A 14,212-nucleotide genomic window follows, 5' to 3' on the forward strand; every position below is an offset into this window, starting at 1 on the left:
TCGGATCTACCTCGGTGCGGCGCCGGGCGTCGGCAAGACGTACGCGATGCTCTCCGAGGCGCACCGCCGTGTCGAGCGGGGCACCGACTGTGTGGTCGCCTTCGTGGAGCACCACAACCGGCCGCGTACGGAAGTGATGCTGCACGGTCTGGAGCAGATACCCCGGAAAGAACTGGAGTACCGGGACACCGTCTTCACCGAGATGGACGTGGACGCGGTACTCGCCCGGCACCCCGAAGTGGCCCTCGTCGACGAACTGCCCCACACCAACATCCCCGGCTCGCGCAACACCAAGCGCTGGCAGGACGTCGAGGAACTCCTCGCGGCCGGCATCGACGTGATCACGACGGTCAACATCCAGCACCTGGAGTCGCTGGGTGACGTCGTCGAGTCCATCACCGGTGTACGACAGCAGGAGACCGTGCCGGACGAGGTGGTGCGGCGGGCCGACCAGATCGAGCTCGTCGACATGTCTCCGCAGGCGCTGCGCCGCCGGATGGCGCACGGCAACATCTACAAGCCGGACAAGGTCGACGCGGCACTGTCCAACTACTTCCGCCCCGGCAACCTGACCGCCCTGCGCGAGCTGGCGCTGCTGTGGGTGGCGGACCGGGTCGACGAGTACCTGACCGAGTACCGCAACGAGCACCGGGTCTCGAAGATCTGGGGCTCCCGCGAGCGGATCGTCGTCGGCCTGACCGGCGGCCCCGAGGGCCGTACGCTCATCCGCCGAGCCGCCCGGCTGGCCGAGAAGGGCGCGGGCGGCGAAGTACTCGCCGTCTACATCGCCCGCAGCGACGGCCTGACCTCCGCCTCCCCGAAGGAACTCGCCGTCCAGCGCACCCTCGTGGAGGACCTGGGCGGCACCTTCCACCACGTCATCGGGGAAGACATACCGACGGCACTCCTGGACTTCGCGCGCGGGGTGAACGCCACCCAGATCGTCCTCGGGGTGTCCCGCCGCAAGGGCTGGCAGTACGTGTTCGGCCCGGGCGTCGGAGCCACGGTGGCCCGGGAGTCGGGGCCCGACCTCGACGTCCACCTGATCACCCACGACGAGGCGGGCAAGGGGCGAGGTCTGCCCGTCGCCCGGAGCGCGCGGCTCGGCCGGTCCCGGGTCATCTGGGGCTGGCTGGTGGGAGTGGCCGGCCCCGCCCTCCTGACGCTGCTGCTCACCGGCGTCACGCCTTCGGTCGGCCTGGCCAACGACATGCTGCTGTTTCTGACGCTGACGGTGGCCGCGGCCCTGCTCGGCGGCCTCTACCCGGCGCTGGCCTCGGCCGTGGTGGGCTCGCTGCTGCTGAACTGGTTCTTCACCCCGCCCGTCCACACCCTGACGATCGCCGACCCCAAGAACATCGTCGCCATCGCCATCTTCGTGGGGGTCGCCGTGTCGGTCGCCTCCGTGGTGGACCTCGCGGCCCGGCGTACGCATCAGGCGGCCCGGCTGCGGGCCGAGTCGGAGATCCTCTCGGTCCTGGCGGGCAGTGTGCTGCGCGGGGAGACCAGCCTGGAGGCGCTGTTGGAGCGGGTCAGGGAGACCTTCGGCATGGAGTCGGTCGCCCTGCTGGAACGGGACAGCGACGTCGATCCGTGGACCTGCGCGGGCAGCGTGGGCCCGCGGCCCTGTCAGAGCCCCGAGAACGCGGACGTCGACATGCCGGTCGGCGACCACATGGCCCTCGCGCTCTCGGGGCGGGTGCTGCCGGCGGAGGACCGACGGGTGCTCGCCGCGTTCGCCGCGCAGGCCGCGGTGGTCCTGGACCGCCAGCGGCTCCAGTCGCAGGCGGACCAGTCACGCGCGCTGGCCGAGGGCAACCGCATCCGCACGGCCCTCCTTGCCGCCGTCAGCCATGATCTGCGCACCCCGCTCGCCGGGATCAAGGCCGCGGTCTCCTCGCTCCGTTCGGAGGACGTGGCCTGGTCCGAGGAGGATCAGGCGGAGCTGCTCGAAGGCATCGAGGAGGGCGCGGACCGCCTCGACAACCTCGTGGGCAACCTGCTCGACATGTCCCGGCTCCAGACCGGCACGGTCACGCCGCTGATCCGCGAGATCGACCTCGACGAGGTGGTCCCGATGGCGCTCGGCGGAGTCCCCGAGGACCGCGTTGAACTGGACATCCCCGAGACGCTGCCGATGGTCGCCGTCGACCCCGGCCTGCTGGAGCGGTCGGTCGCCAACCTGGTCGAGAACGCGGTGAAGTACAGCCCCGCCGGGGAACGGGTCCTGGTATCGGCGAGTGCGATGGCCGATCGCGTGGAGGTCCGGGTGGTGGACCGCGGCCCGGGCGTCCCGGACCCGGCCAAGGACCGCATCTTCGAGCCCTTCCAGCGGTACGGCGACGCCCCGCGCGGCGCCGGAGTGGGCCTCGGCCTCGCGGTCGCCCGCGGCTTCGCCGAGTCGATGCGCGGCACCCTCACCGCCGAGGACACCCCCGGCGGCGGCCTCACCATGGTCCTCACCCTCCCCGCCGCGCCCGGCGCCCATCCGATCCGCCCCGACCTCCCGGCGACCACGACCTCCTAGTGCTCCGGCCGGGGGTCACCTCCCTCGGCCGGGGCCAACCCCCTTCACTCAGCGCCCCCGAACACCTGTGACGAGCGCCACACGCCGAAGTTCGAACTTCGGCGTTCGCCGTGCATCTAGTCGGCGTCCGGCCATCGACCGGCCGCGGAACACCACTCCTCCGCGGCCGTCCGCCTCTGTTCACCAAGGAACGTTCAATGGGTTATCTGCGTGGATTCATCCCCTGGATCGTCTCCGGCGTCGTGTCGTCCTTCGACTGGCGCTGGGGTGCGACAGGAGGACTCGTCACGGGGCTGCTGCTCCTGCTGCAGGACCGCCGCCGCGGTGTCGAACTCGACGCCCTGGTCCTGGAGATCAGCGCCATCGTGTACTTCGTGGTCGTCGGCGCCGTCGCCGTCACCGACCCGGACTCGGTCCTGGCGGACCACACCGACGTCCTCTCCTTCGGCTGGCTGGCGGCCACCGCCTGGGGCACCCTCGCGATCCGGCGCCCCTTCACACTGGGCATCGCCCGGCGCCAGACACCCCGCGAGTACTGGGACATGCCGGAGTTCATCCGGGTCAACAACCACATCACCACCGCCTGGGGCGCCGGATTCACCTTCATCGCCGTCGGCCTGGCCGTCTGCGGCGCCGTCGACGCGCCGGCCTGGGCCGGCATCTCCGCCCATGTCGCGGGCCTCGTCGGACCTGCCGTCTTCACGAAGGTCTATCCCGCCCGGGCCCAGGCACGACTGCTGGCCCAGGCGCCGGCCACGGCCGCTCCCTGACGGGCGGGCCCCTCCGCAAGACCCCGGCAGCCTCGCACGGCCGAAGAACTCACCGCACCAAGGGCACGAGGAGAGCGCGATGACCGACCAGACAGCTCCTCCCCTGTATCTCCAGGGCCGCTTCGCCCCGGCCCCCGAGGAACACAGCGCGGCCGGTCTCACCGTGCGGGGCTCCCTGCCGGCCGACCTGGACGGCCGCTATCTGCGCAACGGCCCCAACCCGCTGCCCGGCCAGGACACGGGCCACTGGTTCACCGGTCACGGCATGCTCCACGGCATCCGGCTGCGGGGCGGACGCGCCGAGTGGTACCGCAACCGGTGGATACGTACACGGAAGCTGGAGGGACATCCGTTCATCCGTGCGAACGCCACCGTCGACCTCACCGTGACGCCCGCCAACACCCACGTGATCCGGCACGCCGGCACCGTGCTGGCACTGTGCGAGGCGGGCCTTCCCTACTGGGTGTCTCCCTCCCTGGAGACCGTCGGACCGTACGACTTCGGCGGGCGGCTGACCACCGCGATGACCGCCCACCCCAAGGAGGACCCGGTCACCGGCGAACTGCACCTGTTCGGGACCGGGTGCGTCCCGCCCTACCTCACCTACCACCGGATCACCGCGGAGGGGCAGCTGCTCGACAGCCGGCGGATCGACGTGCCGGGCCCGACGATGATGCACGACTTCGCCGTCACCGAGCGCCACGTCCTGTGGATGGACCTGCCCGTCGTCTTCGACCCCGCCTTCGCCGGGCGCGGCGGCATGCCCTACCAGTGGGACGAGGGGTACGGCGCGCGGCTCGGAGTCATGTCCCGCACCCCCGGCAGCACCGACGTGCGGTGGTACGAGGTCGACCCCTGCTACGTCTTCCACGTCGGCAACGCCTACGAGGACCCGCGGGGGCGCATCGTGCTGGACGCGGTGCGCTACGACCACGCGGGCTTCCGGAAGGCCTGGACGGACCTCGGCGGCCCCGCGGGCCCCAATGGCCTGGCCGGTGCGATGGAACCGGGCCGTTCCCAGTCCCTCGCCGTCCTGCACCGATGGACACTGGATCCGGCCACCGGCCGTGTCACCGAGTCCCAACTGGACGACCGGGCGGCCGAGTTCCCCACGCACAACGGGACCCTCACCGGACGCCCGAACCGCTACCTGTACACCGTCTCCGGAGACGGTGTAGCCAAGCACGACCTGACGCGCCGCACCAGTCACGCCCACGAGACGCCCGGCAGCCGCTACGCCGGGGAAGCCGTCTTCGTACCGGCGGCGGACGGCGCGGGCGAGGACGAGGGCTGGCTCCTGTCGCTCGTCTCGGACGACGACGGCCGGGCGGGGGAGCTGGTCGTCCTCGACGCCACGGACCTCTCCGTCCAGGCCGTGGTGGAACTGCCGTACCCCGTCCCGGCCGGCTTCCACGGAAGCTGGCTGCCGGAGTCCGTTCACCGGCCCCGGGGGCTGTAGTGCGCAGGCAGGGGCTTCCCGAATTTTTGCCCAGGTTCCACCCCGCATACATCGCCGAGTGGGAAAGATGGGACCCATCTCCCAAGCTCCACACGGTTCGTGAATCGTCCGCACGGAGGCGTTCAGCTCATGTTGCCCCTCAACCCGCCCACGGATGAGGCACTCACCCGCAGGGCCCAGGCCGGCGAGGCCGGAGCCCTCGGCCTGCTGCTGGCCCGCCACCAGGCGCCGATGCGCGCGGTGGCGCTGAGCCTGCTCGGCTACGGCCCCGACGCCGAGGACGCGGTGCAGGACGCCGCGCTGACCGCGCTGCGGCGCATCGGCGACGTACGGGATCCGGCGGCCGTGGGAGCGTGGCTGCGCGCGATCGTGCGCAACGCCTCCCGTACGCGCCTGCGCGACACCCGCGAGACACCCGGCCTGGACGGGCTGGACCATCTGCGGCTTCGCGACGACGAGACCTCGCACCCGGAGCAGCTCATCGAACAGCACGCGATGCGGGACTGGATCTGGGACGCGGTGGACGAACTGCCGCCGAAGCTCCGGCTGGTGCTGATGCTGCGGCACTTCAGCGGCATCACCTCCTACCAGGAGATCGCCGATGTCTGCGAGGTACCGGTCGGCACCGTGCGCAGCCGGCTCAACCAGGCCAGGGGGAAGATGGCCCAGGTGCTGCTGTCGACCGCCAACCAGACGCACGACGACGCCGCCGCGCTCACCGAGGACAGCCGACACGAGGCCGTGGAGACCCTCCAGGCATCAGAGCGCGGCCAACTGCCCCAGGAGATCTCCGAGTTGTGGCCGGAGGAGAGCGAACTGGTCGGCCCTCTCAGCCGGCCGGGCGCACGCACCCATCCCGTCCCCGTCATGCGGCAGACCCTGGAGTTCGGGGTGCGCCAGAGTCTGCGCCATGTGGTGGCCAGCCGTGACATCACCATCTGGGAAATGGACGTCACGCACGACGTCACCGACCACGCCGCCGACCACATCTGCCCGCCGACCCTCGCCTGGCTCATGTTCCGCGAGAACCGAAGGGTTCAGAAACTGCGGCTGATCTTCCCCATGCCGGTTTCGACGGGCCCGGCCGGGTTCCCGGAACCGGCATGAGGCGTCGGTTCTGAGACGACGGATGCGACTCGTCGGCTATGGGACGGCGGTTCCGGAACGTCGGCTATGAGGCGGCGGTGCCCAGGCCTGCACGGAAGCCCGCCGGTGCCGCGGCCGGAACGCCGCGAGGGCTGACGCCGGACAGATCGTGGGCGGTCATGCTGTTGCGGTCGGCGACCGAGCGGCCCAGGGCGTGGTGCGGCCACAGACCGCCGGCCACCCGGCGGCTGCGCTCGCCCCACTCACGGGCCTGGGCGCTGCTGGTCTTGTAGTGGTTGAGGGCGTAGCCGCCGGAGTGGATCCGGAGCAGGCTGAAGCCGCCGGGATAGTCCTTGGCGGCGCTGACCTCCTGCAGAGTCACGTGCGGCGCCTGCGGCAGGACGGTTCGCTTGTTGCGGTGGGTGTGGCCCGCGTGGTGGAGGAAGACTCCGGGCGCGGACGCGTAGGCGTCGAGAATCGAGCGGGCCTGGCGGCGGCCGAGGCGCTGCCCGCCGCTCACCGGGAAGAGGGAGTCCCGCACGGTCAGCGGATGGTGCCCGAACACGACGGTGGGCTGGTCGCCGCGCTCCTTCAACCGGGCCCGGAACCAGGACAGTTGCTCGTCACCGAGCCCGCCGGCGTCGGCGCCGTTGCCGTCCTTCTCGTAGGTGTCGAGCCCGATGATCCGCAACCCGCCGAGATCGCGGGCGAAGTACGCGGGCCCCGGGCCACCGAGGAACTCTTCGCGGAAGGCGTCTCCGGCGTCGCGGTGCCGGGGCCGGTCGTGGTTTCCGCGTACGGCGAAGTAGTCCTGTCCGTGGCTGCCGAAGCCGTCCAGGATCCGCTTGGCCTCCGCCAGGTCACGCGGCGCCCCGCCTGCCGAGATGTCCCCCGCGGCCAGCAGCAGATCCGCCCCGCGCCGCCGTGCCTCCTCGACCAGGGCCCGGCTCATGATCTCCGGATACGGGGCGAGCCCCGGCTCCTGCGCCACACCGCGCAGCAGGGGCAGCCCGGCCATCAGACCGGCGGTGGTCTCCCCGATGTGGAAGTCGTTGCAGAGCGCTATCGACAGCAGATGCCGCCCCGGCGGGGGCTGCGGGGTGGTGAAGGAGTACGGACCCCGGCTCGAACCCAGTCCGTAGCGGTTGGTGCCGACGGCGTTGCCGCGGATGAGGTGCAGCGGCGTGGGCGTGGCGGCCGTGCCCCGCGAGCGGGCCTGGTAGTAGTACGTCTGCCCCGGCTCCAGGTCCGTGAGCTCGACATGGTGGTGCGCCGTGGGCCGGTCCTCCGCCGCGGTGCGGTCCAGCCGGGAGGGATGGGTGCCGTAGACGACCTCACCCTCCGTGACGGCGGGGAGCATGTGGCCCAGCCCGTCGTTGGTGCCGGGCACCCCGGTGTACCAGGTGATGATGGCGCGGTCCTCGGTCAGGGTGACCAGTTCCAGGTGGACGGCAGCCAGGCTGTCGGGGTGATGGGCGTGGCCCCTGCGTGTGGGCCCGTGGAGGGCTCCGGCGGCGGCCCGCAGCAGCGTGGGGGCGAGGAGGGCGCCGGAACGTAGGACTTCACAGGGAGAGGGCAGGGCCGACATGGCCGCGAGGGGAGCGGAGAAGCAGCAGCGCATGACTGAGTATGTGCCCGCACGCGGTGAACGCCAGGGGGGATACCGAATGCGGCGCCCGGTATGGAATGCGACATCACCGCACGATCATGGGCATACTTGATCTTTCTTCGAGGTTTCGCACTCGCGTCGGCAGGCCCAACAGGGTTGTGCGGCAAGGGATTTGGCGGGAGCCTGATGGCGCGTCAGCCGGGCTGGGTCCAAGCGGCGCCCCGGTCGGCGGGCTGCGTATTTCGCCCGGACGTGTTCTTCGCCACCTTCGGCGCGACGAGGCGTTTCCGTGACCGGATCTCCTGCAGATGTCACGTTCCGCTTTCGCTTCGTGTCTCAGGGTGAATGGGCTTGCGGGGGTCGCTGATCGTTCGTACCCCTGCACGGCGGGGCACACCAACCGCGTACCGTGGGAGCCATCAAGACCGGAGGTCACGCACATGTCCGCGCTACCGCACGAGCCGAGCCCGCAGGCCGATTCGGATCCGTACCAGTTCGAAGATCCCTACCAGCTTGAATTCGCCGAGGGCCCCCAGACGCTCGCCGAGTTGCGCGCCGCTCTCGAGGTGATGAACCCCGAGGTGCTGACCGCCTTCAACGCCCGGCTCGATTCCGCGAGGTTCGGTGCGGAGCAGGCCGAGGTCATCGCCAAGGCCCGCCGCGCCGTGGCGTTCTCGAAGCGTGCCGAGGTGGAGGCCGCCGCTGCGGCAGCCGCGGAGGAGGCCGCCGCGGAGCCGCAGGCCGAGGATCTCTGGGCCCACCTGGACGTGCGCGACAGCGCTTCCTGACCTACGCCCGGTGTACTGCGTCACCACCGGCATAAACTGTGAGGGATACGCCGAGTCTTGAGGAGGAGCCGGGATGCCGCCGCACAGCCCTTCCGCGGCCGGTGTCCCGGACGAGGGCGACGACCGGAGCGTGCCGCCCGTCCGGCAGGCACTGTCGGACAGCGTCTACGAGCGCATCAAGGCGATGGTCATGGACCACGAGATCGCCCCCGGCGCACGCGTGGGCATCGAGTCGCTGGCCAGAGCGCTCAAGGTCTCACCGACCCCCGTCCGGGAGGCGCTGGCCCGGCTGGAGTCCGACGGCCTGGTGGTGAAGCGCGCGCTCTCCGGATACCGGGCCACGGAGTTGCTGACCCGTCAGGGCCTTGAGGAACTCTTCGAGATGCGCCTGCTGCTGGAACCCAGGGCTGCCGCTCTGGCCGCCGCGAACGCCACCGAGGTGCAACTCGACGGCCTGGAACGGATCGTCGAGGAGATGCAGGTCCAACCGAGCCCGAACGGACGGTACGCGTCCTACCGCGACTTCGCCGCACTCGACCAGCGCTTCCACGAGGCGATCGGACAGGCCGCGCACCGGCCGCTGCTCGCCGACGCGGTGGAGCGGCTCCACGCGCACCTGCACATCTTCCGGCTCAGCAACGTCGTCGGCGCGGGGGGCCCGACCGTCGCGGAGCACGAGCGGATCGTACGCGCGGTTCTGCGCCGCAATCCCGAGCGGGCTGCCGAGGCGATGACGGAGCATCTCACGCGCAGCATGGAACGTCAGCGCGACGAGGGCGACGAGCCCGCTCCCGCGTCCTCGATCCGGTAGATCCGGTAGATCCGGTAGATCCGGTAGATGCGGCAGACGTGCCGCGTCGCGCCGCCTGACTCCGTCACTCCATGAGGAACACCTGTTCTGCCGTCGCCCACCACTCCCCGGGGGCCGCTTCCGCCACCGGTATCTGGCAGGGGCCGGTGAGTCTCCACCACTGCTGCGTGGCTTCGTCCTCGGCCATCAGGGCCAGGTCCGCCTCGAAGTCGTCGCCGTGATATTCGAAGTAGCCGAACAGCCGGTCGCCCAGCAGATGGATCGAGTAGTTGGAGATATGACTGCGCCGGATCCGGTCGAGCACCGCCGGGGGCACGTTGCGGTGCAACTCCCGGTATTCGTCGAGCCTTTCGGGCTGTACGGCGATGACCTGTGCCACGCGTTTCATCCGCTCACCGCCTTCGCGTCGGCCGAATCGGCGCTGGAGTCCGCGCGGTCGTGGATCAGGCGGATGACCCGGCCGCTCATGCGGTCGTAGTCCCGGTCGTTGTCGACCTCGCCGCGGACGTGGTGGTCCGTCATGACGACGATCCGGTCCGCGAGGGTGACCATCTCGGCGAGGTCGCTGCTGATCAGCAGGATGGGCAGGCCGTCGCGGGCCAGGTCCCAGATCAGTTCGTGGAAGGCGTGCTTGGTGCGGACGTCGACGCCCACCGTCGGTTCGTCGATGACGAGCAGCCGGGTGTCGGCGGCGAGCCACTTGGCGAGGCTGACCTTCTGCTGGTTGCCGCCGGACAGCTCACCGGCGTTCTGCCCGAGCCCCGCGACGCGGATGCCGAGCCGCTCCACGTGGTCCTGTGCCACGTCACGCTCCTCGCGTGCCGAGACGAACCCGAGGGCCCTGGCGAGCCTCTTCCACACCGTCACCGTGATGTTGCGGACGATGGGCTGTTCCAGGAAGACGCCCTCCTCCTTGCGGTTCTCGGTGACGTAGCCGATGCCGAACTTGTGCAGGGCCTGGCGCGGCGAGCTGATCCGGGCCGGCCTGCCGTGCACCCTGACCTCGCCGCCGGTGATGCGGTCCAGGCCGAGCACCGCCTTGACCAGTTCGCTCCGCCCGGCGCCGACCAGTCCGTACAGGCCGACGATCTCGCCGGGCCGGACCTCCAGGCTGATGTCTCGGTGTCCGCCGGCCGTGGAGACCTTGTCCAGTACGAGAGTCGGGGTGGCGGTGCGGTCGACCGTGCGGGGGCGCATCTCGGTCGCCGCGTGGGCGCGGCCCACCATGAGGCCGACGATGTCGTCGTGGGTGTGGTCGGCCAGCGGCGCGGCCTCCAGCACCGACTTCCCGTCGCGCAGCACGGTGACGGTGTCGCAGACCGCGAAGACCTCCTCCAGCTTGTGGCTGACGAAGACGACACAGGCGCCACGGGCGGCCAGCCGCCGGATCACCTCGAACAGCCGCTCCGTCTCCTGCGGGGAGAGGGAAGCGGTGGGTTCGTCCAGCAGGAGGACCCGGCTCTCGGTGTAGAGGGCCTTGGCCGTCTCCACCAACTGCTGCTGTGCGACGGACAGTTCACGTACGGGCTGGTGCGGGTCGAGGTCGACGCCGAGCTCCGCGAGACACGCCAGGGCAGGTGCGGTCATGGCCTCGCGGTCGACCAGCCCGCGGTGCGAGGGCGGCTTCTGCAGGGTGATGTTCTCCGCCACCGAGAAGCCCGGGATCAGGTTGCGTTCCTGGTGGACGACACCGATGCCGGTACGGGTCGCCTCCAACGGCGAGCGTAGATGGACCGGTTCGCCGCACCACGTGAGCCCGCCGCCGTCGGGGGAGTGCACCCCGGTGAGGACCTTGATCAGGGTGGACTTGCCCGCGCCGTTCTCACCGAGGAGCGCGTGCACGGTGCCGGAGGTCAGCCGCAGCCCGACGCCGTCCAGCGCCCGCACACCCGGGAAGACCTTGACCAGGTCGTGGCATTCGAGAAGGACCGTACTCACCGGGCGCCTCCCGGCTGCGGCAGGACGGCGGGCGGCTGCTTGCCGCCCTCCGCCGGTGGGGCCGCCGTGCCACCCGTCTTCCCCAGCCGGGTCTGGTGCAGGCGGCCACCGGCGACCGTACCCAGCACGACCAGGCCGATGAGGAGGTTCACCCAGCTCGGGTCCAGCGAGAACTGCGCTCGCGCGGCATCGATCAGCCGCGTCACGAAGGCCGCGAGGACCGTTCCGAACACGGCTATCGAACCGCCGGTCAGCGCCACGCCCCCGATGATCGGTGCGGCGAAGCTCGGCAGCAGCCAGTCGCCGCCGACACTCCGGTTGACGCCGGGCAGCGAGGCGGTGGCCGTCACGGCGGCCACGCCGATCAGCAGCCCGGACAGGGTGTGCGCGGCCACGATCTGCCGGTCGGTGGAGATGCCGGACAGCCTTGCTGCCAGGGGGTTGCCGCCTGCGGCGAGGAGCCGCCGGCCCGCGACCGTGCGGTACATGAAGGCGGCCAGCAGGGCCGCCGCGGCGAGCGCGGTGACGAAGACGAGGGGGATGTTCAGCGGCGCCGCCGTGCCGAGGTCGCGCAGCGTGGGGGAGTAGCCGTCGACGGTACGGGTGCCGGTGAGCCGGTACTGCGCACCCAGCAGGATCGTCATGGTGGCGAGGGTGACGATGAACCCGTTGATCTGGGTGGCCACGATGACGAGGCCGGTCACCAGGCCGATGGCTGTCGCGGTCAGCAGGCCCACGATCACGGCGAGTCCTGCGGGCACACCGTGGTCGGCCATGAGGACGCCCATGAGACACGCGGTGAAGCCGCCCAAGGCGCCTACGGCGAGGTTGAGTTGACCCACGCACAGCGCCACCATCTGGGCCAGCCCGATCAGGATGGGAGTGGCCAGGTACTGGAGGAAGACCCGTACCGAGGGGCCCTCGAAGAACGAGCCCGAAGAGGCCACGCCCAGCGCCAGGTATCCCGCCACGACCACGCACAGCAGCATCGCCGCCGTGGAACGGGAGAACCGGCGCAGCGCCGCGCCGTCCCAACTCGCTGGAATGCGCTTCACGTTGAAGCGGTTCATGTCTCGCGCACCACCTTGCGATAGGACACCACGGTGCGTATCCGGTCGGCCGACAGGGCCAGCAGGAGGACACAGCCGAGGTAGATGTTCAGGCTTTCCAGGCCGACGCCGAGCAGGTCGAGGCCCTTGCGGATCACGCCGACCAGGGCGGTGCCGAGCAGCGTGCCCAGCACGGACACCACCCCGCCGGTGAGCAGGGTGCCCCCGAGCACCGCACCCAGAAAGGAGGGCAGCATGAAGTCGTTGCCGATGGAGGCGCGGAACGTTCCCGTGCCGGCGGCGGCCATGAATCCGGCGAGCGCCGCGAGCAGTCCGGAGAGCGTGTGCGCGAGCAGGACACGGCGCCCGGTGGGAATGCCGGACAGCTCCGCCGCCGCCGGGTTGGCACCGGTGAGCAGTAGTTCCCTGCCGATGCGGGTGCACCCGTACAGAAAACCGAGGCCGACCATGGCGAGCACGGTGAACTGCGCGATCTGCGGTACGGCGGGCGAGCCGCAGACGGGCCCCGCGCAGATGTCGGCGAGCGAGTAGGACCGCAGTTCGTCGATTCCGGACGGGCGGGTGGTGAAGGCCGCGTCCTCCGTGAGTGCCGAGTACAGCAGGGACACCAGTCCCAGCAGGGCGAAGTCCATCGCCAGCGTGACCACGAAGGAACTCACGCCGGTACGGGCGATGAGCCAGCCGGTGACAGCCCCGATGGCGGCACCGGCGGCCAGGCACAGCAGCAGCCCGGCGGGCATCGGCAGACCGAGCCGGTCGTACCCGAGGCCCGCGAACATGGCCCCGAAGGCCGCCATCCGCCCGACCGCGAGGTTCATGTGTCCGACGGACAGGGCCACCATCTGTGCGAGCGCCACCACGGTCAGCGTGGCGACGTCCCGCAGGAGCGGAAAGAGCACCAGGCGCTGGTCGAGGAACGCCGGCCGCAGCACACCGAACAGGACGCTCAGCGCGACGACCAGCACCAGCAGACCGAGCCGCTGATTGACCCAGAACGGCATGCGGTGACCTGCCGCCTTCTCCTCCGGGACGGTGTCCGGCGGGCTGATGGAGGTCGTCATGCCACCCTCCGGTCGTCGAGCGCGTCCAGGTCCCAGTCGATGCCGATGCCCGGCACGTCCGGGGCCACGGCCATGCCGTCGCGGATGGTCAGCTCGGTCCGGGTCACGGCGCGCAACTGCGGTATGTACTCGACGTATTGGCCGTTGGGCACCGCGGCGGCGAGGCTGACGTGCAGTTCCATCAGGAAGTGCGGGCAGACCATGACGTTGTGGCTCTCCGCCAGGTGCGCGACCTTGAGCCACGGTGTGATGCCACCGATCCGGGCGGCGTCGACCTGTACGACGGAGGCGGCGCCGGCCTCCAGATAGCTGCGGAACTGCATGAGCGAGTACATGGACTCCCCGACGGCGACCGGAATCCGGGTCGCGCCCGCGAGACGGGCGTGACCGCTGATGTCGTCCGCGGGCAGCGGCTCCTCCAGCCAGTACGGGTCGTACGGCTCCAGCGCCGCCGCGAGCCGGAGGACTGAGGACGCCGTCTGGGACTGGTTGGCGTCGGTCATGATGTGCAGCGAGGGGCCGACGGCCTCGCGTACCGCACGCAGCCGTTCCGCGTCCTCGGCGGGATGCGGCCGGCCCACCTTGATCTTGACGCCCGCCCACCCCGCCTCCTGGGCCCGCAGGGCGCCCTTCACCAACTCCTCGGCGCTCAGATGGAGCCAGCCGCCCTCGGTGTCGTAGACCGGCACTTGCCGGCGGTGTCCGCCGGCCAGCCGCCAGAGCGGTTCGCCCGCCCGCTTGCACCGCACGTCCCACAGGGCGGTGTCCACGGCGGCGAGGGCGAGTGAGGTGATGGCTCCCGTGGTGGTCGCCCGGGTCAGGGCGAACAGCCGCTGCCACAGCGCCTCGACGTTGCGGGCGTCCTGTCCGACGAGGGCGGGCAGGAGATGGTCGCGCAGCAGGGCCAGTACGGACGTGCCGCCGGTGCCGATCGTGTAGGTGTAGCCGGTTCCCGCGACGCCGTCCGACGTCTCCAGGTCGACCAGGACCGTCTCCTGTTTGACGAAGGACTGCACCGCGTCGGTACGGTCCTGCTCGACGGCTATGTCGGCCAGCCGGGCGGTCGCGGTCGTGATGATGCTCATCCAGCGAA

At 70.8% G+C, this 14,212-nt stretch carries 12 protein-coding genes; 6 read left to right on the plus strand and 6 right to left on the minus strand.

The window, feature by feature from the left end; translation table 11 throughout:
- The 4 genes from AOK17_RS02720 to AOK17_RS02735 form a co-directional block, all read left to right on the plus strand.
- The coding region (locus AOK17_RS02720; protein WP_063997154.1) for a sensor histidine kinase at positions 1-2,527 on the plus strand (2,527 nt) is incomplete at its 5' end.
- 197 nt (positions 2,528-2,724) lie between these two features.
- Positions 2,725-3,297 carry a hypothetical protein gene (locus tag AOK17_RS02725; protein ID WP_055610633.1) on the plus strand — a complete coding sequence of 191 codons (573 nt, stop codon included), beginning with the start codon at positions 2,725-2,727 and terminating at the stop codon, positions 3,295-3,297.
- Between the two features lie 79 nt (positions 3,298-3,376).
- Complete coding sequence (locus AOK17_RS02730; protein WP_055610634.1) at positions 3,377-4,756, plus strand: carotenoid oxygenase family protein; 1,380 nt, start codon at positions 3,377-3,379, stop codon at positions 4,754-4,756.
- Between the two features lie 129 nt (positions 4,757-4,885).
- Positions 4,886-5,863: an RNA polymerase sigma factor gene (locus AOK17_RS02735; RefSeq protein WP_055610635.1), complete on the plus strand. Its 978-nt coding sequence runs from the start codon at positions 4,886-4,888 to the stop codon at positions 5,861-5,863.
- Positions 5,864-5,927: 64 nt separating this feature from the next.
- Here AOK17_RS02735 and AOK17_RS02740 read toward each other — a convergent pair whose 3' ends face one another.
- Positions 5,928-7,463 (minus strand): purple acid phosphatase family protein, encoded by a 1,536-nt coding sequence (locus AOK17_RS02740; RefSeq protein ID WP_055610636.1) that lies wholly within the window; start codon positions 7,461-7,463, stop codon positions 5,928-5,930.
- A 428-nt stretch (positions 7,464-7,891) separates the two neighbouring features.
- On the opposite strand from AOK17_RS02740, the gene AOK17_RS02745 reads away from it, so the two are divergent.
- Positions 7,892-8,239 carry a hypothetical protein gene (locus AOK17_RS02745; RefSeq protein WP_055610637.1) on the plus strand — a complete coding sequence of 116 codons (348 nt, stop codon included), beginning with the start codon at positions 7,892-7,894 and terminating at the stop codon, positions 8,237-8,239.
- Between the two features lie 73 nt (positions 8,240-8,312).
- A complete protein-coding gene (locus tag AOK17_RS02750) occupies positions 8,313-9,050 on the plus strand; it encodes a GntR family transcriptional regulator (protein WP_055610638.1) in 738 nt (245 codons plus the stop codon).
- 64 nt (positions 9,051-9,114) lie between these two features.
- Here the strand turns inward: AOK17_RS02750 and AOK17_RS02755 are convergent, their stop codons facing one another.
- Genes AOK17_RS02755 through AOK17_RS02775 form a run of 5 tightly spaced genes read right to left on the minus strand, consistent with a single transcriptional unit; the run spans position 9,115 to position 14,204 of the window.
- The gene (locus AOK17_RS02755; protein WP_055610639.1) at positions 9,115-9,438 is read right to left on the minus strand and encodes an L-rhamnose mutarotase; all 324 of its coding nucleotides are present in this window, start codon (positions 9,436-9,438) and stop codon (positions 9,115-9,117) included.
- Positions 9,435-10,988, minus strand: coding sequence for a sugar ABC transporter ATP-binding protein (locus AOK17_RS02760; protein ID WP_055610640.1), 1,554 nt, complete (start codon positions 10,986-10,988; stop codon positions 9,435-9,437). Before AOK17_RS02760 ends, AOK17_RS02755 begins: the two co-directional genes overlap by 4 nt.
- On the minus strand, positions 10,985-12,058 hold the full coding sequence (locus AOK17_RS02765; protein ID WP_055610641.1) for an ABC transporter permease: 1,074 nt from the start codon (positions 12,056-12,058) through the stop codon (positions 10,985-10,987). The genes AOK17_RS02760 and AOK17_RS02765 overlap by 4 nt, the downstream gene beginning before the upstream one ends.
- Positions 12,055-13,119 carry an ABC transporter permease gene (locus AOK17_RS02770; protein ID WP_055610642.1) on the minus strand — a complete coding sequence of 355 codons (1,065 nt, stop codon included), beginning with the start codon at positions 13,117-13,119 and terminating at the stop codon, positions 12,055-12,057. The genes AOK17_RS02765 and AOK17_RS02770 overlap by 4 nt, the downstream gene beginning before the upstream one ends.
- A complete protein-coding gene (locus AOK17_RS02775; RefSeq protein WP_055610643.1) occupies positions 13,116-14,204 on the minus strand; it encodes a mandelate racemase/muconate lactonizing enzyme family protein in 1,089 nt (362 codons plus the stop codon). The genes AOK17_RS02770 and AOK17_RS02775 overlap by 4 nt, the downstream gene beginning before the upstream one ends.
- Positions 14,205-14,212: the final 8 nt, after the last annotated feature.

The sequence above is a fragment of the Streptomyces phaeochromogenes genome (assembly GCF_001418655.1).
GTDB classification, from domain to species: domain Bacteria; phylum Actinomycetota; class Actinomycetes; order Streptomycetales; family Streptomycetaceae; genus Streptomyces; species Streptomyces phaeochromogenes.

Coding starts and splice junctions, on each gene's coding strand:
- AOK17_RS02775 (WP_055610643.1), bottom strand. CDS start 14,204: ATGAGCATCATCACGACCGCGACCGCCCGGCTGGCCGACATAGCCGTC.
- AOK17_RS02765 (WP_055610641.1), bottom strand. CDS start 12,058: ATGAACCGCTTCAACGTGAAGCGCATTCCAGCGAGTTGGGACGGCGCG.
- AOK17_RS02725 (WP_055610633.1), top strand. CDS start 2,725: ATGGGTTATCTGCGTGGATTCATCCCCTGGATCGTCTCCGGCGTCGTG.
- AOK17_RS02755 (WP_055610639.1), bottom strand. CDS start 9,438: ATGAAACGCGTGGCACAGGTCATCGCCGTACAGCCCGAAAGGCTCGAC.
- AOK17_RS02730 (WP_055610634.1), top strand. CDS start 3,377: ATGACCGACCAGACAGCTCCTCCCCTGTATCTCCAGGGCCGCTTCGCC.
- AOK17_RS02745 (WP_055610637.1), top strand. CDS start 7,892: ATGTCCGCGCTACCGCACGAGCCGAGCCCGCAGGCCGATTCGGATCCG.
- AOK17_RS02750 (WP_055610638.1), top strand. CDS start 8,313: ATGCCGCCGCACAGCCCTTCCGCGGCCGGTGTCCCGGACGAGGGCGAC.
- AOK17_RS02735 (WP_055610635.1), top strand. CDS start 4,886: ATGTTGCCCCTCAACCCGCCCACGGATGAGGCACTCACCCGCAGGGCC.
- AOK17_RS02770 (WP_055610642.1), bottom strand. CDS start 13,119: ATGACGACCTCCATCAGCCCGCCGGACACCGTCCCGGAGGAGAAGGCG.
- AOK17_RS02740 (WP_055610636.1), bottom strand. CDS start 7,463: ATGCGCTGCTGCTTCTCCGCTCCCCTCGCGGCCATGTCGGCCCTGCCC.